Genomic DNA, 25,196 nt, shown 5'->3' with positions numbered 1-25,196 from the left:
GCTATTGTTGGAATGAAGATCTATTGCGCTATAGTAGTTCATGTCAGCCTCCGATCAGCTTGTTGGATCTCACTTACAGCGTAATAGCTGTAGCTGATCCGCGAGGCTGATTAGAGGATTATTCAGAACACTTGAAACCCTGCCCCATCACTCACTTCAAGCACAAAAGATAAACCACGCTGCAAGTCAGCTTCATCTTTTTTGCCAACAACTTATCCCCTACCAGCAAACACCCCAGCCAATCTGGCCAGGGCCTGGTGCCTTGGGCCTGTAGCCGGGTGAGCGAAGCTTAGGCGCAGGTAGTTGTTAAAATGCCCTTGGGTGGAGAATAGTGCACCGGGGGTAATCACAATGTTTTCCTTTAGCAGCGGCTGGTAATAGCGGCTGGTGTCCTGCTGTTTTTGCAGTTCCAGCCATAGCGCAATGCCGCCTTCTGGCACAGTGTAACGGAAAGGAAATTGCCACAGCTCGTTTAAGGCCTTGAGTAAGTCGTCGCGCTGGCGCTTAAGTTGCTGGCGATATTGCAGCAGATGGCGTTTGTAATGTCCTTCGGCCATAAAGCTCGCCAGCCCTTCCTGTATGGCCTGACCGCTGGCCAGTTGGTTAATCAGCTTTAAGTGCACAATTTTGTCATGGTGGCGGCCACCAGCTATCCAGCCTAAACGCAAATCCCGCGACAGCGATTTGGAAATAGAACTACATAAGATCACATTGCCCTGTTTATCGAAGGCTTTAAGCGGTTCGGGACGAAAGTGAAAACCCAGGTCGCCGTAGATATCATCTTCAATCAGGGTCAGTGAATATTGCTCTGCCAGTGCCACCAACTGACGTTTTTCCTCGCCGGGAATCGACGCCCCCGTGGGGGTGGCAAAACTGGCGGTGATAACGCAGGCCTTCACCGGCCATTTGCGCACCACAGCTTCCAGATCCGCGGCTTTCAAGCCCAAGGTGGGCGACACCGGGATCTCCACCACTTTCAGCCGTAACTGTTGCAGTAACTGCAGCACCCCATAAAAAGCCGGGCTTTCCACTGCCACCGTATCACCGGGTTCGCAACAGCTCATCAAGGCCAGAAACAGGCTGTTCTGACAACCCGCGGTAATACACAGTGCCTCCGCATCGAGCGGGCAGCCACGCCCCTGATAAAGCAGTGCGATTTGCTCTCTTAAGGCAGAGCTGCCCTGGGGGCCGGTGTAGTACATCGCTTTATGTAGCGGTTGTTGGCGCATCGCCCTGCCGATATGGCGATTAAGCTGCAACAAGTGGCTGGTCGGTTCGCTAAAGGGCGCGCCAGGGCACAGATCAAAAGCCGCACTTCTGGCCATAATGTCCTGAAAAATCAGCGGCATATTCACCAGGCTCGGCTCAGTACTCAGCAAGCGTTTAGACGATGGCGCAGCCGGGATGGGACGCTGGCAAACAAAATAGCCGGAGCGTGGCCGGGCTTCCACCAACCCGCTGGCTTCGAGTTTATGCAGAGCATGCTGGACGGTGATCTTGGCCACCCCAAACTGCTCACTCAACTGGCGGATAGACGGCAGACGCTGCTGCGGGCGCCAAAGTCCGGTGTGAATCTGTTCGCTAAAACGCCGGGCCAATTGCTCGTATATAAAACTCGTCATGCGCGTGGGTCATCTATCCAATCTGTACCTATTGTAATTTACTTTATTGTATCTATTACAGACAGAATTAATCCTTACACTTTCGCGGGTCTTTCACCAGATCCTGTGGGGGTAACATGGATAATTCATCCATCGCTGAGCAGCACATTATTCTTAAGGTGCCTGCCTCGCCAGCCAAGATTTACATCCGAGAGCAAAGCGGCCGATTCCAGCGCATCCGCCGCTATTTGAACTTCCTGCTAGTCGGGATGTTTGTGCTGCTGCCGCTGCTGCAATTCAACGGCCGACAGGCCATACAGTTCGATATCGCGCAGCAGACCCTGACGGTATTTTCCGTCACCTTGTACCCGCACGACCTGGCGATATTCGCGCTGCTGTTTATCCTCGGTGCCTTTATGTTGTTTTATATCACCCAGCTGTACGGCCGGGTTTGGTGTGGGTACGCCTGCCCGCAAACGGTGTGGACACTAATGTTCAACTGGGTTGAACGCCGGGTGGAAGGTAGTCACAGCCACAGCCGCACCTTGGATAGCCAGCCCTGGAGCACCCAGAAACTCGCCAAGAAGAGCCTCAAGCATAGCTTGTGGATTGCCCTATCTATGGGTACGGCGCTGGTGTTTATTTCCTACTTTGTACCGGCCAGGCAACTGTACTCCGAATTTTTTACCTTAGAGGCCAGCCTGCTTATCCAGGGCTGGGTATGGTTCTTTGCGGTCTGTACTTATATCAACGGCGGTTGGCTGCGCGAGAAAATGTGCCAGCATATCTGCCCCTACTCGCGCTTTCAGTCTGCCATGTTCCACAAGTCCACCAAACTGGTGGCCTATGATGCAGCCCGCGGTGAGTCGCGCGGGCCAAGAAAGCGTGGGGTGGCAAAACCCAAAGGTGCCGGTGATTGCATCGACTGCAACCTGTGCGTCCAGGTGTGCCCGGTGGGTATCGACATTCGCGACGGCCTGCAATACGCCTGCATCAACTGTGGACTGTGCGTGGATGCCTGTGACGCCACCATGGATAAATTCAACTACCCCAGAGGGCTGATCCGCTATGCGGTTGAAGCAGGCAGTAAAAGTAACTGGCCCGCCCATCTTGGCTATGGTGCCGCAGTGCTGCTGACGTTAACCATGATGTTTGTCTGGGCCACGCACCGTTATGACTTTGAAGTTAGCGTAAGCCGCGATCGCCAGTCGTTGTACCGCATCAACAACCTGGGCGATATAGAGAACACGTTCGTGCTGAAAACCCTGAATAAATCCCAGCACCCCAAGCACTACAGTATTCGTGTGGATGGCCTCAAAGATCTGCAGATTAAAGGCCCAACTCAGATTGAAGTGGGCGCCGGAGAACACGCTACCACTGTACTGGCGGTGTCGGTACCGGATGCGCCAGAGCAGGAGAAAAACGACATTCACTTTTATATAGAAGAACTTACCAGCGGCGAATCTCAGGCCCGGGACACTGTCTTCTACGCTGGCAGCGGTGCCTGGTAGCCACTGCTTTAACTGGGTAAAGGGGCAGAACACCTGCCCCAAAGCCCTGAATATAAAAGATATAAAATCCCCTCAGCATTCCCGCAAATACCTAAACAGTCAGGCTCAACTCGGATGCGTTGTTGGCATAGAGGCGGGGTTAAACATCCTATTTTATCTGGCTCAGCAGGCCAGCCGTTTGGCTCCATGTTAATAAACTGGCTTCCCCCGCTTAGTCAGAGACTTGCCACTTGCGCAGTGAAACCTATATAGCCCGTTACACTTTACGGTTGCCCTGCCCGCTCCAGAATATATAGTTGTCGGCGAAAACCACCGCTTCAGCCATAAGAATAATTTGAACACACTGATGACAGGACAACTGCTTTTCTTTTTTAGCGCCCTGGGGGTATTTAACGCCTTATTGCTGGTAGGTTACCTGCTAAGCAAAGCTCACCGCAGCCAAAGTGACGTGCTACTTGGTGGTCTGCTGCTGATGCTTAGCATTCGTGTGGGTAAGTCGGTGTTTTTCTATTTCTCGCCGGATCTTGCCAAAGTCTTCCTGCAAATTGGGCTGTCTGCCTGTTTGCTGATTGGGCCCTTTTTATATCTGTATTGCCAGTCGATAAGCCATCAGGCCCCCCTTCCCAAGTCTCGCTGGCTCCATGTATTGGTGCCACTGTCGGCCATCCTCATTATCGGCGTGCTTTATCCATATCACACCCACGCCCCACTCTGGGGTGATGTGCTGTATAAAGTGGTGAATTATGTGTGGCTGTTTTACCTGCTACTCAGCCTGCTGCACGTTAGCCCCTTACTGCAGCAAGTCAGGCAAAAGCCGCTGGATTTATCCAACCCACAGACACTTTGTTTAAGTGTATGGCTGGGCACGGCGGTGATCTGGCTTGCCTACTTCACGGGTGCCTATACCTCTTATATCAGTGGTGCACTGAGCTTTTCGCTGATCTTGTATCTGAGCATAATGATGGCGGTTCTTGCCCGCCGGGAACAGCAACAACACCGCTATCAGGATAAAAAAATTCCGCATGATGATGCCACCGCAATGCTGGTCAGGCTTAACCAATTGATGCACGACGAGCAGCTATATCTAAATCCCAACCTGACCCTGGCGCAACTGGCCAAGCGCCTGGGCACTAACACCTCCAGATTATCGCAGTTTGTTAACGACAATCTGGCTATGTCCTTCCCCCATTACCTGAATGAAAAACGTATTGAGCATGCTAAGTCTTTGCTGCTGTCAGATGCCTCGTTAAGTGCAGAAGATATCGCCGATGCCTCGGGTTACAACTCCCTTTCCACCTTTTACTCGGCCTTTAAGAAATTTACCGGCACCACTCCGGCCAAATTCCGCCAGCTCACACCAGCTAAGGCTTCGAAAGCATAATTCGACACTACGGAATTATCATTTCGTAGTGTTTTTCAAGGCCTTTTCGTTAACGTGGCCAGCCACTTTAACGGAGGGTACTATTTTGAAACATCGATTATTCGCACTTATCACCTGGCTGATTTTGCTCACCTATACACAGGTGGCAGCAGCCAGGTCAGACGCAGAATTAACCGCAGCAACAGAACATGCAGCCATAGAAACCGCCATCCAACATTATTTCCACGGCAGTGCTTACAGCGATAAAGCCAGACTAAAACAAGCCTTTCATAGCCAGGCCCGCTTGTATCTGGAAAAGCCGGACACGCCCTTTTGGGAAGTATCGGCCATTGACTATATCAATTGGTACAAGGAGGCTAATCAGGGCAAGTTCAACGGGCGTCTTGGCCGTGTTCTGCATATAGACAGGGAAGGCAACCTGGCCACAGTAAAAGCCGAAATCCTGATGCCAGCCAGGCAGCAGCGCTATATCGATATGTTTTTACTGAAAAAGCTCGATGGGGTGTGGCAGATCTTAAGCAAAAGCGCGGTGGGCGAAGCCAGCCCGCATAATGGCAAACGCATCCTGTTTATTCTATCCAGCGCACACTTTCATGGCGATTCCAACCTGCCTACCGGCGTTAGCTTCTCGGAAATCGTCAATGCTTACGACGAATTTGCCAAAGCAGGCTTCAGCGTAGACTTTGTCAGTCCAGAAGGTGGCGCGTTGCCACTGGCGTACATCAATACCTCGGAACCCATGCACAAAAAGTATCTGTACAACAGCGACTTTATGTATGCCATTGGCCATACCCTGAAACCTGAGCAAGTGGTGGCACAAGACTACCGGGCCGTCCATTACGTGGGCGGCACCAACGCCATGTATGGGGTAGCTGACCATCCACAACTGCAAAAAATCAGCATGGCCATCTATGAACAACATGGCGGCATTATCTCTGCGGTTTGCCACGGCACCGCCGGTATTGCCCACCTTAGATTGAAAAACGGTGAATACCTGGTCAAGGGACGACGTATCAGCGGTTATCCTGACGAGTATGAGCATCAGGACAGGCCTTACTTCCAAGAATTCCCGTTTCTTATTACTAAAACCATTGAAGAGCGCGGTGGCACCTTCCTGTACAGCCCGCGCAATACCGCACATATTGAAATCGATGGACGGATCATCACCGGGCAAAACTACCTGTCATCGGCCGGGGTAGCCAAAGCCATGATCGATATCCTGACAAAGGAGACAGCCAACTAAGGCGATTGTGACTTAACTCATGGGGGAACAGACTGGCGATATGAAAACGCCGTCGCCAGCCTGTTCAGCCCTTTTGAATTACAAGCTGGCGGGCCCTTGCACCTTGGGAATATCGGTAAAGGGTTTAATACCAAAGCTCGGATACACCTCGCTGGGGTAATAGAATACGCCACCGCGAGACACCAGGCTGATGGTCTTAATGGCATTGATATTTTCAGTCGGATTACTTGGCACTAAAAAGAAGTCCGCTAGTTTACCCGGCTCAATACTGCCGCGGTCACTATGGCCCAGGTAATTAGCCATATCATAACTGCCAAGCTTTAGCAGTTCGGCCGGGCTAAAGCCCAGTTGCTCATAAAGCTCCAGCTCCCGATGCAGGTTAAATGCACCGCCCAGGTCGGTACCAGGCAACAGTTTGATGCCCCGCTCCTTCATCATTTTTAGCACCGTCAGGATTTGCTCGTAGGCACCGCGGTACGCTTGGTCCTGCTCCGGGCTGGCAATTTTTGCCAGTGACACCTTGGCGCTGCGCTGCACGCCTGGCGGCATATGCTCGATATAGTCTCTCACTCCGGCACGGGTCTCGCCATTACGCGACAACAAAAGATATTCGTGAATAGCCAGGGTGGGGTCGATGGTAACATTATGCTCCACCATCAAATCCAGGGTTTCCTGTACCGCCGGGCTGGTCAAATCCAATGCTGGCAAGCGGTCCAGCGCAGTCAGCCGCAATAAGGTACGAGTGTCTTCATCGGGCTTTAACACCCAACCCAGCATCACCTGATTGATGTGGGTCATTTCATCAAAACCAGCGCGGATCATGGCATTGGCGTTAGAAAACGCTGGCACATGACCTGTTACCCGCATATTCAGGCGTTTGGCTTCCTCGGCAATAGCCGGAGCCCACTCCCCTTTCATGCTGTTGTAGAGTTTTATCCCTTCAAAACCGTGCTTGGCATATGTATGTACCGCTTCAATGGCCTGTTCCTGACTCGCAACCAAAATACCGTTGTTGTTATTGGATGGGCTTTTGCCTTCAATCATGCCGTAGCGGGTAATACGCGGGCCCGCCAGTACACCACTGTCGATTTTACCTTTAAGTTCATCCAGTACTTCCAGGGCATTGCCCATATCTCGCACTGTGGTAACACCGGCCAGCACATTCATCAGCGCATCGTCGTCACCGGTATGGCTGTGCATCTCATACAGTCCTGCCACTAAGGTGCCACCTGCACCATCAATTTCGGTTTCACCGGCCTGGGTGGCCATCTCCAATGGCTCAATGGCAGCAATTTTTTCGCCCTCAACCAGCACAGAGACTGGCGCACTCAGGCTTAAGGTTTGAGGTTCAAAAACCCGCACATTGCGGATCCGCACCGCCCCTTGGTATTGATGAGCAAATTCAGATTGAATAGCCTCAAAACGTTCGGTGGAATACTTGGCCGATAATTGGCGCAGCTTGGCTTCATCGGCTTCATAGCCTTCGCGGATCACAATCAGGCGTGGTGTAATATAGGCAAAAAACTGCTTCTTATCGTCCAGGATCAAATAGTCGGGATCCAACTGCGCACCGCTTAGTGCAAAGGTATTGAGTGTCACCGGCCCCTTGTCGTTATCCAAGGTTAAGGTTTCCAGTGCAGTCAGGCGCATGGTACCAGCCGGCAGCGCTGCCATGCGTTTGCCTTCGGTATTCATCAAGGCCCTTGTCATTATGTAGGCTTGATAAGGGCTGCTGTTTTGCGGCACGTAGAGAGCACTGCTCTCTACTCTGGCTTCTCCCGGACCTGTAGCGTCACGCCAGGTGGCTTGCCCGGCATGGATCTGCATTTGCTCTTCTACCGGATTACCGAAGGTGGTGTTGCCGCTTATTTGCCAGCTCTGAGGAATGCCCTGGTCATTCAGGCTTATCTGCTCTTTGTAGGCAGGCCCCCGACCATTGCTTTTGAAGTCGAAGTCGATGCTGATGTCATTGCCCTGCTGCGTGGCGTACAAGTGTCCCACCACATTACCGTTTAATAGCACATTAAAACGTTGTTCCTGCTGAACCTTTGCGGTGTCCGGCTGGCTTTTGGCCACATCCGTCACTGGCGGTTTGGAACACCCGGCCAGCAAGCTCAGTAAGATCCCCAGAGTCACAATACGCATGGCACACTCCCGACTTAATCAGTTTCAGTAAGTCCTCAGTGTATAAGCATATTTTGTTTAGGTACAAGGCTTTGCAAGGCTGGCAAGCTAAGGGGGCTCCGATACTTGTACTAGCTTCGCTTGGGTTTGTTCACCACCATAACCCCGATAATCACCAGGGCAGTACCCACCAATTGCAGTAAAGTCAGGGGTTCGGTCAGGATCAGCCAACTGAAAAACAAGGTGAGAACCGGTCCCAGAGTGCCAATCAACACGGTTCGCGGAGCACCGATACGTCGCACGGCGGCAGACTGAAAGAACACCGGCAGCACAGTGGAGAATACAGCCATCGCAGCACAATACAGGTAGACGGGCATGGGCTGAATTAAGTTTTCCAGCGGATTTACCAGCAGAAAGTGGGTTTGTACGGCCAAAATAGAGACCAACATGGCCAGTACTGAAAAGCGCATTGAGCCAAGGCGTTTTATTGAGACTTCAGAAAATGCACTGTAGAAGGCATAGGCCAAAGCCGAGCCAAAAATCAGTAAAACGCCGGTAAGCACGGCTGAATCATCGTCTGACGAACCAAAATCCGTGGCACATGCCAGGCTAATGCCCATAGAACAAAGCAGCAGTGCCAATACCAATCGCCGGTCAAAGCGCTTACCCAAGAACAGCACGCCGAGCAAAATCGTCAGGGTGGGATAGGTAAAGAGGATTAAACGTTCCAGCCCTGCGGTGATATAAGCCAGCCCCATAAAGTCCAAAATGGATGCGCCGTAGTAGCCAGCCAACCCAAGCAATACCAGCAACAGCCAGTCTTTTCTGGTTAACGCCGGGCCACCGCGCAGCGCCGAAAAGCCGACAATAAAGAAAATCGGAAAGGCAAATAGCATTCGCAGGGTAAGCAAGGTCACCGCATCGACCTCGGCACTGGCGTACGCCAGCTTGACGAATATGGCTTTGAAGGAAAAGCCAAAGGCGGCCAGAATGGCCAGGCTCACACCAAAACGTTCAGGTACATCGGCCTGCTGCAATCACCACCATCCATAAATCGCTTCTTGTCGGACAGGCATAATGGCGCAGGGCCAGAGTCAGCGCAATCAAAGGCTTAGCACAGAATGTCTGGGTGGCTTGACCTAAATGAATAACCGCCAGGGCAATTAGGTCTGGTGAGTTGCCAGTTAAAGGCGACAGTAGCAGCCCTGGGCATCATCCAGAATGCCCGTCGCAAGTCCGGCACGCTGATAGTTATTTACCGCTGCCACCACAAAACTGTTATTCGCACTGCAATATAATCCAGCACTATAAGGGCCCAAATACACAATCTGCTTGTTTTCCCCAACAACCAGAACCGCCGGGGCAGAAGGCAGCCAGGCACGCTCCTCGTCTCCTGGCGTTACCACCCGCAAGGTTTTTCCCTGCTTGGCAAAGTCGTGCCGCAGTTCCTCACGATGCTCGCTGGAAAAGGGGTTGCAGTAGCATCCAGGCTCAACAAACTCGATAACTGTATTGTCGGGTAAATCGGCAATATAAGCTTGCAGGGCACTTTGCTGTGCGGTCAGTTTCTGCTCTGGGTCAAACCAGCGCAAATGCCTGTCGCCCATCAGAAAAAACGCCCCTAGCATATAGAGCAGCCAGATACCGATAGTCACTGGCCATAACCATGCACGCTTCACTGGCTATCAAAGGCCTTAACCTGATTGAACAATACATCGGCAGACTGCGCCACCTGCCCGGCAATGACAGTGGCCTCCTCAATGGCTTGTAGTTCGGCACTGATGGCTTCTTGCTGGCGCACCGACATATCGGAGACATCGGCGGCAAATTTGGCGCCGTGCTCTGCGCTATATTCCACTTTGGATGTCACCCCTTGCACATCCCCCATTGCTTGGTCTACTTCCTCAATCAGCTTGGTACTCTTACTGATATCATCGCTCATCTGCGACACTTGCTGTTCAGACTGCGCGAAAGCATCCACAGTGGATCCCACAACCTGGCGTAGCTCAGTGGTCTGCTGCGCGATCACTAAGGTGGCGTCTTTGGTTTTGCCCGCCAACGCCCTGACTTCGTCTGCCACCACCGCAAAGCCCCGTCCCTGCTCGCCAGCCCTAGCGGCTTCAATCGCTGCATTCAAGGCCAGTAGGTTGGTTTGATCAGCAATGCCCTGAATGGAATTGAGCACATCAACAATACGATCTCCCACCTGCTGCAACTGCGCGATCTGACCGCGACTTTGCTGGAACTGGGAGACCAGATTGTTTGCACTGGCCGATGAGGTTTTCAGGGCCAGATTAACATCGGCGTTTTTTTCCACCACGGAATCAATCAACTTGCTAAGGCTTTGCACGCTGTCACTTAAATTAGCCATATCATCAGCCAAGGCTTCGGCCGTTTGTGACGCCTCCATGGCTGTAGATTTCTGGGTATTGGCAGAGGCATGCAGCTCCTGGGTCAGATTAGCTAGCGTGTCAGACTGTGCTTCCAGATGCCGGGTTTCGTGCGTAACCTTCTCTATTTGCTCATTCAGGGTCTGCAAAAAACCACCAAAGGCTGCCAGATTATGTGTCTGACAGTAGGCAAGCGCCTGTTTCAGGCGAATCTGCTCTGGCTCTGCCAGCATTTGCTCAATACTGGCACGCAGGTGCATGCCCGCCATGCCTTCCTTACGGCTTTGCTCTGCCACCAAGCCAAGAATAATGGCCTCGGTCACGGCGAAAACCGCATGTAAAATCAAAAGCCCCCAGGTTGCATGGCTTTCCTCCAGTACCATCAGTGGCAACCCATTGGTTTGCATGGCAAAAAAGCCGATGTGATGGACAGCCACCACCAGAACCGCGGTAACCAGAACTTTCCAATCACGGTAAACCAACAGGAAAGCCATAAAAGCAAAGACTTCAAAATGGAATTCCAGTAAGCCATTACTTTGATGAATATGCAGAGCGGTAAACAACATCAACGCAATAGCCACCACATGAGGGGTACTGGCAGAATCACCATTCCACTTCATTGCAGCCATAGGCATGGCAGCCAGTGGTAAGCCGATAAGCAGTGCCACACCCCAGGTGTCATACCAGAACGCCAACAGCAATGTCTCCATTACCAACAGACTGAAGATGATGAAGAACAAAGGATGCGACGTTTTATTCCAATACATGGCAAAACCTCAAAACATGTGAATGGCGGCTACTGATGCTATTCCTTAATCGGCTTATACGCCAATTGCTGTAGTTCAGATCCTTCAGCTCAGAATATAAGCGAATTTAATTTTAGAACATTTGAGGAAAATCAAAGCTCTTAGACGCCTCAAATTAAATTATTGATAATCATTCTTATTTACACAAAAGAGGTAATTGAATATGATCCCGCTCATCTTAAATTAGATGACCACAAACACAGCTATGCAGAAAAAACCGACACTCAGTACCACAGCGCAAGCGGTAAAACTTGCCTTAATCGCCTCTTGTGCAATGAGCACCACCACCTTTGCCGACACCATAGCGGAACAGGCAAACAAGGTAGAAATTATTCAAGTTTACGGTAATCAGGGAGCCAGCCGCTCGGCAACCAAGCTCGACTTGACTGTTTATGAAACCCCGCAAACCGTTACCGTGGTATCTCGACCACAGATGGACGATTTTGCCCTGCGTTCGGTCAACGACTTGCTGGCATACACCCCTGGGGTCACAGTGGAAAAGGTGGAAACCGATAGGATCTACTACACCGCCCGCGGTTTCGACGTGGTGAATTTTCAGTACGACGGTATCGGCGTACCCTTTTCTGCCGGTTTATCTCATGGCAACCCAGATACGGCGGTGTTTGAACGGGTGGAAGTGCTCAAAGGAGCGGCAGGCTTGGTTACAGGGTTGGCCAATCCTTCAGCCACTGTTAACTACCTACGCAAACGCCCAAACGAGCAGCTAAGCAGTTATGCCAGCCTGTCAGCAGGCTCAGATAGTCGTTTACGCTTTGAAGGAGATGTATCAGGCAGCCTTAGCGATAACCTAAACGGCCGCGCTGTGGTGGTAAAAGAGCAAGCCGATTCCTATTTGGATCGCAAACAAGACGATAACAGCCTGATCTATGTAGTGGGCGAATACCTGTTTAACGCCAATACTGCCGTTACCCTTGGCCATAGTTACAATCTGAATAAAGTAGACGGCAGTTTATCTGGTGCCCTGCCGCTTTTTTACAGTGATGGAAGCCCGACCGATTTTGATGTGTCTACCAGTACCGCCCCCGAATGGGCCTACCGAGATGTAAAAAACAGCCAGACTTTTGCTGAACTGCGCCATCAGCTTAGCGATAATTGGAGTCTGAATGTGCTGCTTAGCCACAACAAAGTAGTGCAGGATTCGGCTGTGATGTACGTATATGGTGCGCCAGATAAGCAAACAGGCCTTGGCATGATAGGCCTGCCGAATCAGTATGACCTGGATGAAACGCAGCGTATCGCCGATGTGTATTTAAGCGGTACTTACAACCTGTTCGGTCGCCAACACGAACTGATGGCCGGGATAAACTACGCTCACATTGAGCTCTTTGGTCAGTCGTTTTACGACAATGAATTCAGCGGTGCCATGCTGGGCGCTGACTGGGCAGAGGGAAAAACCCAAATTGGCGAATTTGATCCCTCAGATCCATACAGCAGTGGGCATCAGGATAAGCAAATCCACCGTTCGGTTTACCTGGCAACCCGCCTGCATTTAAGCGACGCATTCTCTTTGTTACTAGGTGCCCGCACTATGTCGGTAGCTCAGCATGGCTATAGCTATGGTACAGACTCAAGTTCTGATGCCACCGAGACAGTCCCTTATGTTGGCGGCTTGTATGAACTGAATGACAGCATGGCGTTGTATGCCAGCTACAGTGAAGTATTTACCCCCCAATCTTTTGTTGACCCCGACTTTAAAGCACTGGGCGTAGCCAAAGGCAACAATGCCGAGATAGGTGCCAAGTTCAATCTGAATAACAATGCCACCGCCACCCTGGCGCTGTTTCGCGCCGATTTGAAAAATGTTGGCGAATTTGCCGCCGTCAATAATGGTGTAAACACTTACCATGGCCTGGATTATCAATCTGATGGTGCTGAACTTGAATTGGTTGGTTCCATCGCAGACGTGTTTAATGTCAGCTTTGGTTACACCTGGTTAAACAGCGTAGAAGGTCATGAAGGCCAGCAGGTTCGCACTTATGTGCCACGTAACATGGCTAAGCTGTCTGGTGTTTACTACCCCAAAGCCTTGCCAGAACTATCGGTGGGGGCGAGTGTAAAATGGCAGGATGATATCTATACTGCGGCGCAGCCAACTCAAAGCCGGGAGCAGCCAGGCTATGCGTTAGTGGATGTATTTGTTCGCTACGATGTAAGTGAGAATCTGAATCTGGCGCTCAATGTTACCAACCTGACGGATAAAAAACACCTGGCCAGCCTGTACTGGGATCAGGCATTTTATGGTGCCCCAAGACAGGTTCAGGCTTCGCTAACCTGGCGTTACTAAACAGGCCGCACGTGCTGGGTGTATGCTATGCCCGGCACCTGTCCTTTAAAGTTTATCCTTCGCCAACCTAAAGGCTGGTCGCATAGGCTTCAGCATCGTAGCGCTTATCAATCACATGCTGGTCTTCTGGTTTACCACGTCGCCAATAGCTGCTGATATAGATGTCCTGATGGGGCACACTGCGTTGATTGCGAAAGTACTGGCGCAATAAACGCATATCATCGAATTCACAGGCCACCCATACCGCAACCCGGCCTGGTAGCCAGTCAATGCGCAATGTTTCTGTCAGTAATTCGTTCCCTTCCTGCGCATAACACCACTGGACTTGCATACCCTTGGGTGCCTTTAAAGATTGCGCATCGGCACGGCTTTTAACCAATATTAGCGCATGGCCTTCTGCCTTATTTGGTAAAGCTTCAAGGTAAGTGGAAATGGCAGGCAATGCCGTGGCGTCGCCTACCAGGAAGTACCAATCAGCGCCCTCTTCGATGGCCGCATTTTTGGCCAGATGCCCAGGGCCAACCATATCAATCTGCTCTCCGACTTGTGCATTGACTGCCCAGTTTGACCCGGGGCCGGTTTCTTCTCCTTGACCATGCATCACAATGTCCAACGTCAGAGTTTGCCGTTGTCTGTCTAACGCGCGGATACTGTAGGTGCGCATAGCGGGACGTTGCGACTCTGCTAGTTGAGTCAGATCTGTACCACCATAACTATTGAATAGCAGCTTAATGTAGCTGCCGGCCGACACCTGTTCAAAGTCTGCCACACAGGGAGCTTTGAGGGTCAACCGTCGCATATGCGGGGTCAACTCTTGATTTCTTAGTAGGGTCAGGGAAATGGGGGATAACTTACTCACACCTCTCTCCAATATTCGCCGAGAAGCAGTGCGTCGAACACAACGCTTTGTCGGCTTAACGAATGGTCGTCTAGTTTACACTGTGACCTTTGAGAATAATTCTCAATTAAGTCAAGATGGCAATTTGCCGCTGTGAAATGCATCTTAACGACAATAAAAAAGCCACCTCAAGGTGGCCTTTTTTATTGTCGTGTTAGATTAAAACTTCATCTGCACACCGGCGAATAAACGACGGCCGTAATGATTGATAAAGTAAGGGCGATTGCCATCTCCCACATCTGCTTCCTGCTTGGAGTCACTCAGATTAACCCCTTGAAGCAACAAGGTAATGTTGTCATTGAGGTTATAGCTTAGGTTGGCATCCAACTGGCCGTAGCCTTTCTGATACCAGCGCATATCCCCTACCACCCCGGCGTAGTAACTGCCGCGATAGTTGTATGACAGACGTACTGAGATATCCCCTTTCTCGTAGTAAGCCGTGGCATTGTAGGTATTCTCTGAGTTATTGGGTAACTCTTTACCTTCCTCATCCATATCCGCATCGGCGTAGGTATAGTTGGCCAGTACCCCAAAGCCGTTATCAAAGTCATGCTGAATGTTGACTTCAATCCCTTGGTTTACCCCACCGTTACTGTTTACCGGTGTTTTCAGGTTGTACTCGTCCACATTACCTTCATCATCGGGCAACATAACAGGGAAGTACTGTTCATCGATATAAGTGCTGATGTCCTTGTAGAAGAAGGCCAGTGACAAAATCGACGATTTAGTAAAATAGTACTCGGCCGAGATGTCATACTGAGTGGCACGGTACGGATCCAGATAAGGATTGCCCTGGAAACCCGGGTTTTTCGGGTTGGACCAGGCACTCTTACGATAACCCCGACGGCTAGTCAGCAGATCGTAGTCAGGTCTGGACATCACCTTGGCCGCGGCGAAACGGATGATCACATCATCATCAAGCTGATAGTTCAGGTTTAAGCTGGGCAATACATCTGAGTAATCACGCTCAACAATCACAGGTACCCACACCCAGGACGCCGGATCCCAGGTATATTTCATCCAGAAATCCACCCCTTCGCTGCGCTGATCGGTACGTGCATAACGTACACCCAGGTTACCGCTTAGCTTATCGAAGGCAAAGTTACCCTGCACATAGGCACTGGTGGTCTTTTCGGTCAAATCAAAACCATACTGCATATGATCATATTCGCGCAGTGGTGCCGTAGTGGCGGTCCACTGATCCCAACTGGCATAGCGGAACTGGTACAGGTCAGCCTGCTCGCGGCCTTCGCCCATAAAATCGTCCACCAGCGAACCGTCGGTGAAGTCAGCCAGGGTCATGGCCCCTACATCATTGGGGTGCCATACCACTTTATACAAGCCGGAGGTTTTGTTGTGGTCGCGGTATTTCACCCCAACGTCCACAGAGCGCAGCCATTCAGAGTCCAGCAACCAGTTGAAGTCGGTCTGAATATAGCTTTCTTTTTGCGCATTACTGATCAGGTTTCTGTGGGTATACAGACCGCCGTAACCGGCAGGTGTCAGGTCATTGGGCAGGTCGTAATGAACCTGACCGCCGCTAAGATCAAAACCTACCAGTGCAGAAGACTGAAACTCTACCTGATCATCCTGAATATCCCCTTCCGCTCGGGTGTGGCCCAACTGCGTGGTCCAGGTAAAATTGTCACCACGGTATTCCAGATGCAGATCATGCACTTTGGTTTCATAGCTACCATCGTGGCTACCAGCGCTATACAGCACTTCCTTGGCCCAGTTTACGTCGGCGTCATTGGCCTGCACCTGACCAGATACAATAGTGTCACCCACCACCTGGGCGTTAGTGATGTCATTGACACTACCAACCACATAGGCACCGTTGGCCACTTGTTTATTGCTGACATCGACCTTGGATAACATGTTGTTGAAGGTCAGTTTCAGGTTATCCGTCGCGGCATATTCAAAAGTGGCGGTAAACGTGTTCAGATCTTTATCTGATTCATAGCGGGAAGCTCTGACCTCAGAGGGGGCATACAAGGTTTTTCCGTCAAGTTGCGCTTCAACAAAACCGGCGGTATTTAAGCGGTCACGACGGATACTGTTGTCTTTGTAAACCGCACCGACGTTCAAACCAAAGTTGCTGTCTTCATTCTTCCAGGAATAGAAACCCGACAGCAATGGGCTGTGCTCACCGCTACTTTCCTGATAAGCATCACGGGCCGACAGCACCAGATAGTTTTTGTCGGTTGATAATGGCTTACGGGTTTTCACAATGACGGTTCCGCCGATAGAGCCTTCGTCTACCTTGGCCTGCGCGGATTTATGCACTTCCAAGGTTTCCACCACTTCGGCGGGCAACAATGAATAGTTAAAGCCACGAGACGGCGTCAAAATGGAGGTGGATGCGGTGGCAGACGCCACATTCTGACCATTCAAGAGAGTCAGATTCAAGTGGGGAGCAGTACCACGAATGCTCACCTTGTCACTCTCACCGTCGGTTTTTTCCACCTGCACCCCGGTAATACGCGACATGGCATCGGCAACGGTTTGATCGGGGAACTTACCAATATCCTCGGCTGAAATAGCATCCACTATGGTGCTGGATAAGCGCTTAATATTTAGGCTTTTCTGCACCGAGCCGCGGAAGCCTTTGACCTCCACTACTTCGACTTCGGCTTCAGCTTGCTTTTGTTCTTGCGCCAGGGCAGGCAGGGCACCGGCAATCAGAGCCGCTTGTACGGCTAACAGAATCTTATTGTGCTTACGCATTGTCATGATGTTCTTTTCCTGTAATGCAGCGTGTTCTCATTAACAAAGCTACAACAAAGAATTATTTATTACAACATTTCGATCGCAATGAGAATAAACTATCTTTTCATAGTGAAACAGTGATGCCAGACAAACTTCAGGAAAATAGAGACTAATAGCCGATGCAGTCCTTCAACGAACCAAAATGGCTTTGCTCGCTGTGGCTAATTCTGCTGGGAGAAAACGCCTCGCAGCACATGCTGCGAGGCTGATAATCAGATACCGTAGGGTTTGGTATCCAGGGCTTGACGTGCATCACGCTCGCGGGTGCGGCGCTCTTTTTCAGTTTCCAGTTGCTGACGCTCTTGCTTGAGCTTGGAAGGGGCTGCCGGAATAGGCTTACGCGGCATACGCTCATCGGCCATCGCGGCTTCATAGAGGAAACCAGCCATAATCACCGAGGCCTGCTTAAGGTCGTCTTCAATGACGTGATCAATAGAGTCGATATGGGTGTGGTGCAACCTGGTGCTGTAATCCAATGGATCCTGAATGAACTGGAAACCAGGCAAACCAACATCGTCAAAAGACTCATGATCCGTGCCGCCGGTGGACAGATTCGAAATTGCACCGGTGCTCAGGTCGGTGTAAGGGCCGAACCAATCATTGAACATGGGTTTGACCGCCACATTACCCTCGGTATAAATACCGCGGAATCGTCCACTGCCATTGTCCATATTGAAGTAGACAGACAGTTTGTCGTAGGCAGGCTTGGTTTCAATTGGCCAACCAGGACTTTTCCACAAATAGCGGGGTAACGCACGCTCTGCTTTGTCAGTTGGCTCTGGACGGGTGGCAAATTGCTCTTCCACATAGGCACGTGAGCCGTGTAAACCTTGCTCTTCACCCGACCACAACGCAATGCGTATAGTGCGTTTGGGCTGAACATCCAATGCTTTTAAGATACGCACCGCTTCCATCGCCACAGCAACACCCACGCCATTGTCTACTGCGCCGTCACTGGCATGCCAGGAGTCCAGATGCCCACCTACCATAACAATTTCAGGATCACTGTCTGAGCCAGGAATCTCAGCAATGGTGTTATATGCATCGGTATGCTCGTCATGGAACCTGGCTTTGATATCCAGAGCAAGCTTAGGGGTTTCCTTGCGATCCAACATACGCTGTAGCAGGCTGTAATCTTCCTGCTCAATGATAATTGCCGGTACCGGGAAGGTTTCACCAACCCTGTGGCTCTTACCAAATACCCTGACCAAACCACCCTGGCGGCTGGAACGATAGATCACCCCAGCCACTTTTTCTTTAGCCAAAAAGGCTTCCAACGCCTTGTTGAAGTTGTAGCTTTGCAGGCGGCTGTCTTTACGCGCTGGTGTCATCCAGCCTTCGTGGCTGGCGGGACGGCTTGGGTCAAACTCTTTCAGGTCGCTGAGCTTTTTGCTGTCGTGACGCTCGAAAATAATGGTTTTCGGTTTGCCGATAGGTGGTGGATCGCCCATTAACAGGATTTTACCTTTCAGCTTACCTTTATACTGCTGTAACTCCGCTTCAGTCACCGCATCCAACATGACCACTTCACCCTCAATGCGGCCTTGCGTGCCCGGCGTCCAGGCCACAGGAATACCGTGCAAAGACTCGTCACGAGGCGCAATCAGATTGATGCTGGCTGAATCATGAGACCAGCCTCGGCCAAAATCGAAGGGGTCCAGATGTGCGTTCTTCAATCCCCAGCTCTTTAATTGCTCCATGGTCCAGCGGTTGGCTTCATCCATCTGCGGAGAATTGGTAATTCTGGAGCCGATTTTATCGGTCAGGTGCTCTAAGGTATGCATCACATGAGAATTATAAAAACCCTCATTGCGGATCTTATTCGCCATATCCAAATCAGCGGCATGTACTGCACCGACAGATAAACAGGCTAAAGGAAGAAAGTATCGTTTCATTTGCGGGTAGTCCTTTAATTGTTATTTTGACCTCACAAGAAGACTACCCAGAATATCAAGTAGATACTATGCAACTTGCGACCAAATCCCGGATCATACGTTTAACGCCATCCTTAACTTCGCCGTTATCTTTGCTTGTCCACATCAGCATCCAGTAATTCTTCCAACTCCAGCTCAAAAGGATTCATCAAACCCTCCACGCCCCACTTCATCAGTTGTGCTCGCCACATTGCATCTTGCCTGGATACCGCAATAAACTCGTTTATCAAGCGCAGTAATTCCGCATATTCAGCACTTGCCAGCACGTGGCGGGAATAGCCGTCGTGAGGCTCACTGGCCACATACAACAAAGTTTCATCCAAGCCGTTACTTCGCCAGTAGTACCAAGCTGAGCGCTGCATAATAAACAAATCAACCTCTTGCCGGAGCAGCCGCTCGTAGTTCTGATTATCGTTGTCAGCATCAATACGCGTTAACTTGCCCTCATCACTCAGTTCATTCAGCCCTTTATAGTAAAAGCCTCGCCGCCCACCTAAACGATAACCAATCAGGTCGGGCGGCCTGTGATAGTCAATTGGCTGCTGCTTACGGCTAACCAGAATATCTGCATCCCAAAAAATCGTATCAGACGAGAGAAGCATGGGGTCCCGGCTGATAAAGAACAGCGGATTGGCCCATAAAATAAGGTAGGGGTTACCTTCTTCAATCCGTTGATTCAAGACACCTCTTTCTATGTGCTCAACTCGCAGTTGAATTTTAGACTGCCACTGATTGAAGCGGTCAACCCAAGCTCGACTGAGATCGGTTGGCTGATCCGGCAGGAAAAATGGGGGATCGGAGTGGTAAGTATAAATAACCACCTGTGGCGAAACCGTTTGGGAAACCTGACAACCGCAGAGTAAAAACACAAAAAACACTAGATATCGCGTCACGCACACCTCAGTTATCGAAACGACCCGCCGCGTTATAAACAGCATAGAAGCTGGTATAGGATACAATCCAATCTTATCCAGCTTTTTTGCACAGGCCAGCAATTTTTCTTGAGCAGCCGGAAGCAGTCTCCTACGCTGTAGGCCATACAATCCTAAATCAATCTGCCCCATGACCACCCTGGATACCCCAAACACTTTGCATATTCGCTGCGGCAGCGATATTCAACGAAGCCTTCAGGCAGCCGGCTTTATCGGCGATTTTCTGGAATTTTCTGATCCTTTTTGCCAGGGACCGGTTGGCGGTGACGGTGACTGGACAGCCAGACGCAATGCATTCTTGTCAACCCACTATGAAATACCCCTGGCTGACCTGCAACAGCGACAAGCGCTAGCGTACAAGCGCCTTTGCTCGGTTTCTCAGTATGCCCATATCGTCTTGTGGTTTGAGCATGACAACTATGACCAGCTTATCCTTGCCTATTTGTTAACCCGACTGGCGGATGCCAATCTGGGGACTCGTCTGGAGCTTATTTGTATTTCTGCCTTTGCAGGCATCGAACCATTTATCGGCCTGGGTCAGCTTTCCCCGGATCAGCTAGAACAGCTATACACTGAACAGCGTCAGGTGGTATCTGCCGCTCAGTACCAGGAGGCAAGTAAGCTGTGGTATGCCTTTGAGCAGGGCAATCTGAGCGAGCTAAACCGCATTATTCGTCAGGGCACACAAGCACTGCCGTTTTTGGCTGCTGCGCTGAAACGGCAAATGCAAGAACTGCCCTGGACAGACTGCGGCATTGGCCTGACCTTACAGTTAACCTTGCAGATGCTTCGGGACAAAGGCCCTTGCACTTGTGGGCAGCTATTTCGCGAATTGACACTAAAGCTTGAACCTTTGCCTCACCTTGGCGATTTGATGTTTTGGGCCCTGCTCAAACAAGCAGCTGTGCAAGGTCTGATTGAGATAGCGCCATCACGCACAGACTGGCCAATGCGTATGGTCAGTATCGCCACGCCCACCAGTGAAACCAATATAGGCAGTTGGTGGGTCGGTCCCTTTGATATCAACAGAACAGGTTGCCCACGCTGGGATCCCGTCACTGGGCAAATTGTTGTAACAGAGTAGTAGGCTGATTAAGGTATGCATGCCTGGCATTTTGTTACATTTATCCCACGCCCTGGTGGGAATTTTTGTCAAAAGCAGCACTCATAGCCTCTTAGTAACAAGGACTGAATTCACTATGAAACTAAAATTAAAAACCTTGCTAAAAGAAAACAAAGGCCTGCTGATTTTTATTGCGCTGATGCTGGTGTTTCGCAGCGCAGTAGCGGATTGGAATGACGTTCCTACCGGCTCCATGAAGCCAACTATCCTCGAAGGTGACCGTATTTTGGTTAATAAAATGGCCTACGATATTCGTCTTCCTTTTAGCCAGATATCCCTGAAGAAACTCGCCGACCCGGCCCGTGGCGACATTATTGTGTTTGAGTCACAAAAAGCCGGCAACCAGTTAGTTAAACGGGTTGTGGGAGTACCCGGAGATGTGGTGGAAATGCGAGATAATCGACTGTTTATCAACGGTGAAGCGCTCACTTATGTCACCCAGCGTGCAGACACAAACGGGCAGGATCTGGTTGAAAACTTAGTTGGCATAGAGCATAGCGTACGCATTAAACCCGGCCACCAGCCCCTGGCGAATTTCCCGCCGGTTCAAGTACCAGAAAATGCATATCTGGCACTGGGAGACAATAGAGATAACAGCGCCGACTCGAGAGTTATCGGCTTTGTACCCCGACATGAGATTCGTGGCCGTGCCCATCATGTGCTGTTCAGCCTCAACTACGACAACTTTTATTTGCCACGTGGCGACCGTTTCTACCATCCCATTTAATCCATCTAATCGCGGTACCGATGCAAAGTGCCGCGATTCCTCCATTCGCTTTCATTCTCAGACAAGACGACAAATTCACCTTGACGGCATGCCTGATACTCCGGCCAACAAACTCTGTTTTTCGTTGACAAAAATATACAGATCTGTCTACCATAAAAATATACAGAATTGTCTACCTGAGGTAACCTTTGAAATCTGCTCGCTTAGTCTTAACTCACCCGGCCCTGATTGCAGGAATTGGTGCCACCCTTTGCACCTTGGTGCTAACCCATCTGGATGAATGGCAGCATGAGTTGTGGTTGATGGCCCCCTTTGGTGCAACCATGGTCATTCTGTTTGGTTTACCCGCCAGCCCGCTCGCGCAGCCTAAAAACATTATCCTTGGCCATCTGCTGACAACTTTAGTTGGCCTGGTAGTACTGCATACCTGGGGCATGACGCCGCTCAGCCTGAGTATTGCTGTTGGCATGGCAATCAGCTTGATGCTGCTAACCAAAACCACGCATCCTCCGGCCGGAGCCAATCCTTTAGTGGTTATGCTAACGGCCCAGGATTGGCCTTTCCTGATTGCACCTGTACTAACTGGCGCTTTGCTTATTACCTTAAGTGGCTGGCTGTATCACAAGTGGGCCAGCGGTCAGCCTTATCCGGTCAGGCAAAACTAGAATTCCCCCTTGGCGTTATCCGATAAAGCCGGTATAACCCTCAGCAACAAGTGGATGGAGCGGTTTATGAGTAAAATCAGTCTGGAACAATGGAAAATGTTTGTCGCCGTAGTTGAAGGCGGAGGCTTTGCCCAGGCCGGAGAATTGCTGTTTAAGACGCAACCGGCCATCAGCCATGGAGTGCGCAAGATTGAACAGTTGCTGGGTAAATCACTATTTGATATTCAGGGCAGAAAAGCCGTACTAACCCCTTTTGGTGCTACCTTGTTACCCCAGGCCAAACATCTGGTCAGTCAGGCTAATGATCTGGAAAACCAGGCTATGAGTTTTACTCAACCAGCCAGACACATCAGCCTTGCTGTAGATGTGTTGCTTCCCAGTGATAAATGGTTAGGAGCGTTAAACAGGGCACTTGAAAGGTTTCCTCGCACACAGGTTAAAGTTCAACACAGCAGTTTATCCAGGGCGGCTGAACTTCTGGAAGACGGACAGGTTGAATTAGCCATTGCCAGTCGCCTGCCCGGTCACACCCTCAGTCATCCCTTAACAGATATTAAACTGGTCGCCGTCGCCGCCTCGTCGCACCCCCTGGCAAAAGAAGCCAGCCTGAATATTGAAGCGCTAACCCCATACCGACAAATTGTTATTTCCGATATGGGCCTGCGCAGCAATACCAACTCTGGGTGGCTGGGCAGCGATCTTCGCCTGTCGGTTCAGGATATCCCATCCGCGTCGGCGGCAGTAAAGTCCGGGTTGGGCTTTGCCTGGCTGCCAGAGTGGGCCATAACGGCTCCCTTGGCGCAAGGCGTAATGCAGAAACTGGCATTAACCGACGGTGCAAGTAGGCATGTTTCCCTGCAGTTAGGCTACTATCCCAATGTGAAGAATGATGAATTACTTATGGCCTTACGGGATGCCCTGCTCAGTACATAAGTTATTTGCATCAATAACCCAAAAAAGCCTCATTATTCATTCAGACTGACATTATTTACTCTGCCTGCACTTGAACCAGAAGAGTAAAACACAATGCAAGTAGAGTTTTTCCACGACGCCGTATGCGGCTGGTGTTATCTGCAGTCACCGCGACTGCGCAAGGTAGCCCAGAATCTGAATATCAAAATTGTACATAGAGCCTTTGTCCTGCAGCGCAATGAACAGGAAATGATTGCCCGTTTTGGCTCCATGCAAAGCGCCAAGGATGAAATCCTACGGCACTGGCAGGCCTGTCAGCAACATGCCGAGCAACCGGAGCGGTTCAATATTGAAGGTATGCGAGCCAAACCTTTCAATTACCCCAGCGGCTATCAGGCAGCATTAGCAGCCAAGAGTGCGGAAATTCTGGCTGGTCAGGCCGGTCACTGGCAGTTATTCGATGCCATTCAAACTGCCCATCTTAAGGAAAATCGCAATATAGCAGACACAGACACTCTGCTGGATATCGCCACGGAACAAGGATTCGAGCGCTCGGAAATAGCCAGGTTGATGAGTAGTGAACCTATCATCCATGCCGTTGAGTCAGACAACCTAAGGGCCAGACAAATTGGTGTGCGCTCTATTCCCAGCCTGTATATCAACAATCAGCGGTTGATTTCACAAACCCTGACACAGGGCGAGATGTATACCCTTTTTCACAACCTGAACAAGCTTGAAGGTGCTCTGGTATGAACAAATATTTATTGATAAATCTGCCAATTTTAGTCGCGCTGCAATTACTAACGGCGCAAAGTTTGGCTCATCAAAACGCTGACACCTGGGTTTCTGCAGATGCGCAGGTTGGTAAAAGTCCTTGGGGCGAGGAGGATCAATTAGGTCGCCTCAACCTAATTGAACAAGTTGACCGAACTAAACTACTGGCCAAGGCTGATTGGTCTGAGGTGCATGACCTGTCGGTAGACTATTTTGTCGGCATGCCGAGCTGGCAGGCTGCAGGTGATCCAAGCTACCAGATATGGATGACCCACACTCCCCGAGGCGCCGTAGTTGATAACGTGCTCGGGCAGGGTGAAGCCATCAACAAACATGTGAGCTATTCTGGCAGTGCGATATCTATGTATACCCACACGGGCACACATATCGATGCCCTCAGCCATTTTGGTCTGAACGGACAGATCTACAACGGCTTTAGCGCAGATCAACACTTAGGGGACAAAGGCTGGCGTCGCAGTGGCGCAGAGACGCTTCCGCCTATCATTGCCCGCGGCGTGATGATAGATATTGCGGCTAGTTTAGGCGTTGATCAATTAGCTGATAATTACAGGATCAGCGCTGAAGATATAAAGCTGGCCTTGCAAAAACAGCAGGTATCTTTGCATAAAGGCGATGTGGTACTGATTCGAACAGGTCGTATGCAAAACTACGCGCAGGCCCAACAGTTCATGCACAATGCCCCGGGACTTGGCATGCAGGCAGCCCGCTACCTGGCAGAAGAAGGGAACGCCATGCTGGTAGGTGCTGACAACCTAAGCTTTGAAGCCTTTCCTTCTGAGGTGAGCGGTAACTATGTACCAGTCCACACTTATTTATTAGCACAGCAAGGGATCCCAATCATGGAATTGGTTAATTTGGAGTCCTTGGCCAAACAACGAATCTATGAGTTCGTATTTATAGGGGCCTCACTCAAACTAAAGGGTGCAGATGCAGCACCAATGCGCCCTCTGGCGATTCCGGTACGTCGTTAATTAATTGGGCAGGGAGCATGGAAGTAGCCACCTGTCCAGTTAAGCTTATAGATCCAGATCAAAAAACAGGCAGAAAGCTGATATTACTATGGTAGCCACACAATTAGTG

At 50.6% G+C, this 25,196-nt stretch carries 19 protein-coding genes; 10 read left to right on the top strand and 9 right to left on the bottom strand.

Features of this window, described 5'->3' with window-relative positions; translation table 11 throughout:
- Positions 1-212: 212 nt before the first annotated feature.
- Complete coding sequence (locus tag J0A65_RS15545) at positions 213-1,622, bottom strand: aminotransferase-like domain-containing protein (RefSeq protein ID WP_206595235.1); 1,410 nt, start codon at positions 1,620-1,622, stop codon at positions 213-215.
- 116 nt (positions 1,623-1,738) lie between these two features.
- Between J0A65_RS15545 and ccoG the strand changes: the two genes are divergently transcribed.
- The 3 genes from ccoG to J0A65_RS15530 all read left to right on the top strand — a co-directional run bounded on the left by ccoG (position 1,739) and on the right by J0A65_RS15530 (position 5,736).
- Positions 1,739-3,112 (top strand): cytochrome c oxidase accessory protein CcoG, encoded by a 1,374-nt coding sequence (gene ccoG, locus J0A65_RS15540; RefSeq protein WP_206595234.1) that lies wholly within the window; start codon positions 1,739-1,741, stop codon positions 3,110-3,112.
- A gap of 346 nt (positions 3,113-3,458) precedes the next feature.
- Positions 3,459-4,493 (top strand): AraC family transcriptional regulator, encoded by a 1,035-nt coding sequence (locus tag J0A65_RS15535; RefSeq protein WP_206595233.1) that lies wholly within the window; start codon positions 3,459-3,461, stop codon positions 4,491-4,493.
- An 85-nt stretch (positions 4,494-4,578) separates the two neighbouring features.
- Positions 4,579-5,736 carry a nuclear transport factor 2 family protein gene (locus tag J0A65_RS15530; protein WP_232849987.1) on the top strand — a complete coding sequence of 386 codons (1,158 nt, stop codon included), beginning with the start codon at positions 4,579-4,581 and terminating at the stop codon, positions 5,734-5,736.
- A gap of 78 nt (positions 5,737-5,814) precedes the next feature.
- Here J0A65_RS15530 and J0A65_RS15525 read toward each other — a convergent pair whose 3' ends face one another.
- From J0A65_RS15525 to J0A65_RS15510, 4 genes are all read right to left on the bottom strand, one after another.
- Positions 5,815-7,881 (bottom strand): amidohydrolase family protein, encoded by a 2,067-nt coding sequence (locus J0A65_RS15525; protein ID WP_206595231.1) that lies wholly within the window; start codon positions 7,879-7,881, stop codon positions 5,815-5,817.
- Positions 7,882-7,991: 110 nt separating this feature from the next.
- Positions 7,992-8,897, bottom strand: coding sequence for a DMT family transporter (locus tag J0A65_RS15520; RefSeq protein WP_206595230.1), 906 nt, complete (start codon positions 8,895-8,897; stop codon positions 7,992-7,994).
- A 147-nt stretch (positions 8,898-9,044) separates the two neighbouring features.
- On the bottom strand, positions 9,045-9,539 hold the full coding sequence (locus J0A65_RS15515; protein WP_206595229.1) for a DUF6436 domain-containing protein: 495 nt from the start codon (positions 9,537-9,539) through the stop codon (positions 9,045-9,047).
- Positions 9,536-11,017 carry a methyl-accepting chemotaxis protein gene (locus J0A65_RS15510; RefSeq protein WP_206595228.1) on the bottom strand — a complete coding sequence of 494 codons (1,482 nt, stop codon included), beginning with the start codon at positions 11,015-11,017 and terminating at the stop codon, positions 9,536-9,538. The genes J0A65_RS15515 and J0A65_RS15510 overlap by 4 nt, the downstream gene beginning before the upstream one ends.
- Positions 11,018-11,261: 244 nt before the next feature.
- Between J0A65_RS15510 and J0A65_RS15505 the strand changes: the two genes are divergently transcribed.
- The gene (locus J0A65_RS15505) at positions 11,262-13,361 is read left to right on the top strand and encodes a TonB-dependent siderophore receptor (RefSeq protein WP_206595227.1); all 2,100 of its coding nucleotides are present in this window, start codon (positions 11,262-11,264) and stop codon (positions 13,359-13,361) included.
- A 67-nt stretch (positions 13,362-13,428) separates the two neighbouring features.
- Here the strand turns inward: J0A65_RS15505 and J0A65_RS15500 are convergent, their stop codons facing one another.
- From J0A65_RS15500 to J0A65_RS27835, 4 genes are all read right to left on the bottom strand, one after another.
- Positions 13,429-14,220 (bottom strand): siderophore-interacting protein, encoded by a 792-nt coding sequence (locus J0A65_RS15500; protein ID WP_206595226.1) that lies wholly within the window; start codon positions 14,218-14,220, stop codon positions 13,429-13,431.
- A 198-nt stretch (positions 14,221-14,418) separates the two neighbouring features.
- Positions 14,419-16,992, bottom strand: coding sequence for a TonB-dependent receptor (locus tag J0A65_RS15495; protein ID WP_206595225.1), 2,574 nt, complete (start codon positions 16,990-16,992; stop codon positions 14,419-14,421).
- Positions 16,993-17,240: 248 nt separating this feature from the next.
- Positions 17,241-18,923 carry a M20/M25/M40 family metallo-hydrolase gene (locus J0A65_RS15490; RefSeq protein WP_206595224.1) on the bottom strand — a complete coding sequence of 561 codons (1,683 nt, stop codon included), beginning with the start codon at positions 18,921-18,923 and terminating at the stop codon, positions 17,241-17,243.
- A gap of 125 nt (positions 18,924-19,048) precedes the next feature.
- Positions 19,049-19,855, bottom strand: coding sequence for a transporter substrate-binding domain-containing protein (locus J0A65_RS27835; protein ID WP_206595223.1), 807 nt, complete (start codon positions 19,853-19,855; stop codon positions 19,049-19,051).
- A gap of 169 nt (positions 19,856-20,024) precedes the next feature.
- Between J0A65_RS27835 and J0A65_RS15480 the strand changes: the two genes are divergently transcribed.
- The 6 genes from J0A65_RS15480 to J0A65_RS15455 all read left to right on the top strand — a co-directional run bounded on the left by J0A65_RS15480 (position 20,025) and on the right by J0A65_RS15455 (position 25,087).
- Positions 20,025-20,978: a DUF1835 domain-containing protein gene (locus J0A65_RS15480; RefSeq protein WP_206595222.1), complete on the top strand. Its 954-nt coding sequence runs from the start codon at positions 20,025-20,027 to the stop codon at positions 20,976-20,978.
- 115 nt (positions 20,979-21,093) lie between these two features.
- Complete coding sequence (lepB, locus tag J0A65_RS15475) at positions 21,094-21,744, top strand: signal peptidase I (protein ID WP_206595221.1); 651 nt, start codon at positions 21,094-21,096, stop codon at positions 21,742-21,744.
- Positions 21,745-21,932: 188 nt separating this feature from the next.
- A complete protein-coding gene (locus tag J0A65_RS15470; protein ID WP_232849986.1) occupies positions 21,933-22,409 on the top strand; it encodes an HPP family protein in 477 nt (158 codons plus the stop codon).
- Between the two features lie 66 nt (positions 22,410-22,475).
- Positions 22,476-23,342, top strand: a complete 867-nt coding sequence (locus J0A65_RS15465; RefSeq protein ID WP_206595220.1) for a LysR family transcriptional regulator — start codon at positions 22,476-22,478, stop codon at positions 23,340-23,342.
- A gap of 93 nt (positions 23,343-23,435) precedes the next feature.
- Entirely contained in the window at positions 23,436-24,074 is a 639-nt protein-coding gene (locus J0A65_RS15460) for a DsbA family oxidoreductase (protein WP_206595219.1), read from the top strand.
- Positions 24,071-25,087 carry a cyclase family protein gene (locus J0A65_RS15455; protein WP_206595218.1) on the top strand — a complete coding sequence of 339 codons (1,017 nt, stop codon included), beginning with the start codon at positions 24,071-24,073 and terminating at the stop codon, positions 25,085-25,087. Before J0A65_RS15460 ends, J0A65_RS15455 begins: the two co-directional genes overlap by 4 nt.
- Positions 25,088-25,196 lie beyond the last annotated feature (109 nt).

Source organism: Bowmanella yangjiangensis (genome assembly GCF_017255015.1).
GTDB lineage: Bacteria > Pseudomonadota > Gammaproteobacteria > Enterobacterales > Alteromonadaceae > Bowmanella > Bowmanella yangjiangensis.
The sequence above is the reverse complement of the archived record's forward strand: the minus strand, read 5'-3'. Positions and strand labels throughout refer to the sequence as shown.

Bases quoted from the DNA above. Each gene is read 5' to 3' on its own strand.
- J0A65_RS15545 (WP_206595235.1), bottom strand. From the start codon at position 1,622: ATGACGAGTTTTATATACGAGCAATTGGCCCGGCGTTTTAGCGAACAG.
- ccoG (WP_206595234.1), top strand. From the start codon at position 1,739: ATGGATAATTCATCCATCGCTGAGCAGCACATTATTCTTAAGGTGCCT.
- J0A65_RS15535 (WP_206595233.1), top strand. From the start codon at position 3,459: ATGACAGGACAACTGCTTTTCTTTTTTAGCGCCCTGGGGGTATTTAAC.
- J0A65_RS15525 (WP_206595231.1), bottom strand. From the start codon at position 7,881: ATGCGTATTGTGACTCTGGGGATCTTACTGAGCTTGCTGGCCGGGTGT.
- J0A65_RS15510 (WP_206595228.1), bottom strand. From the start codon at position 11,017: ATGTATTGGAATAAAACGTCGCATCCTTTGTTCTTCATCATCTTCAGT.
- J0A65_RS15505 (WP_206595227.1), top strand. From the start codon at position 11,262: ATGCAGAAAAAACCGACACTCAGTACCACAGCGCAAGCGGTAAAACTT.
- J0A65_RS15495 (WP_206595225.1), bottom strand. From the start codon at position 16,992: ATGACAATGCGTAAGCACAATAAGATTCTGTTAGCCGTACAAGCGGCT.
- J0A65_RS15490 (WP_206595224.1), bottom strand. From the start codon at position 18,923: ATGAAACGATACTTTCTTCCTTTAGCCTGTTTATCTGTCGGTGCAGTA.
- J0A65_RS15480 (WP_206595222.1), top strand. From the start codon at position 20,025: ATGACCACCCTGGATACCCCAAACACTTTGCATATTCGCTGCGGCAGC.
- lepB (WP_206595221.1), top strand. From the start codon at position 21,094: ATGAAACTAAAATTAAAAACCTTGCTAAAAGAAAACAAAGGCCTGCTG.
- J0A65_RS15465 (WP_206595220.1), top strand. From the start codon at position 22,476: ATGAGTAAAATCAGTCTGGAACAATGGAAAATGTTTGTCGCCGTAGTT.
- J0A65_RS15460 (WP_206595219.1), top strand. From the start codon at position 23,436: ATGCAAGTAGAGTTTTTCCACGACGCCGTATGCGGCTGGTGTTATCTG.
- J0A65_RS15455 (WP_206595218.1), top strand. From the start codon at position 24,071: ATGAACAAATATTTATTGATAAATCTGCCAATTTTAGTCGCGCTGCAA.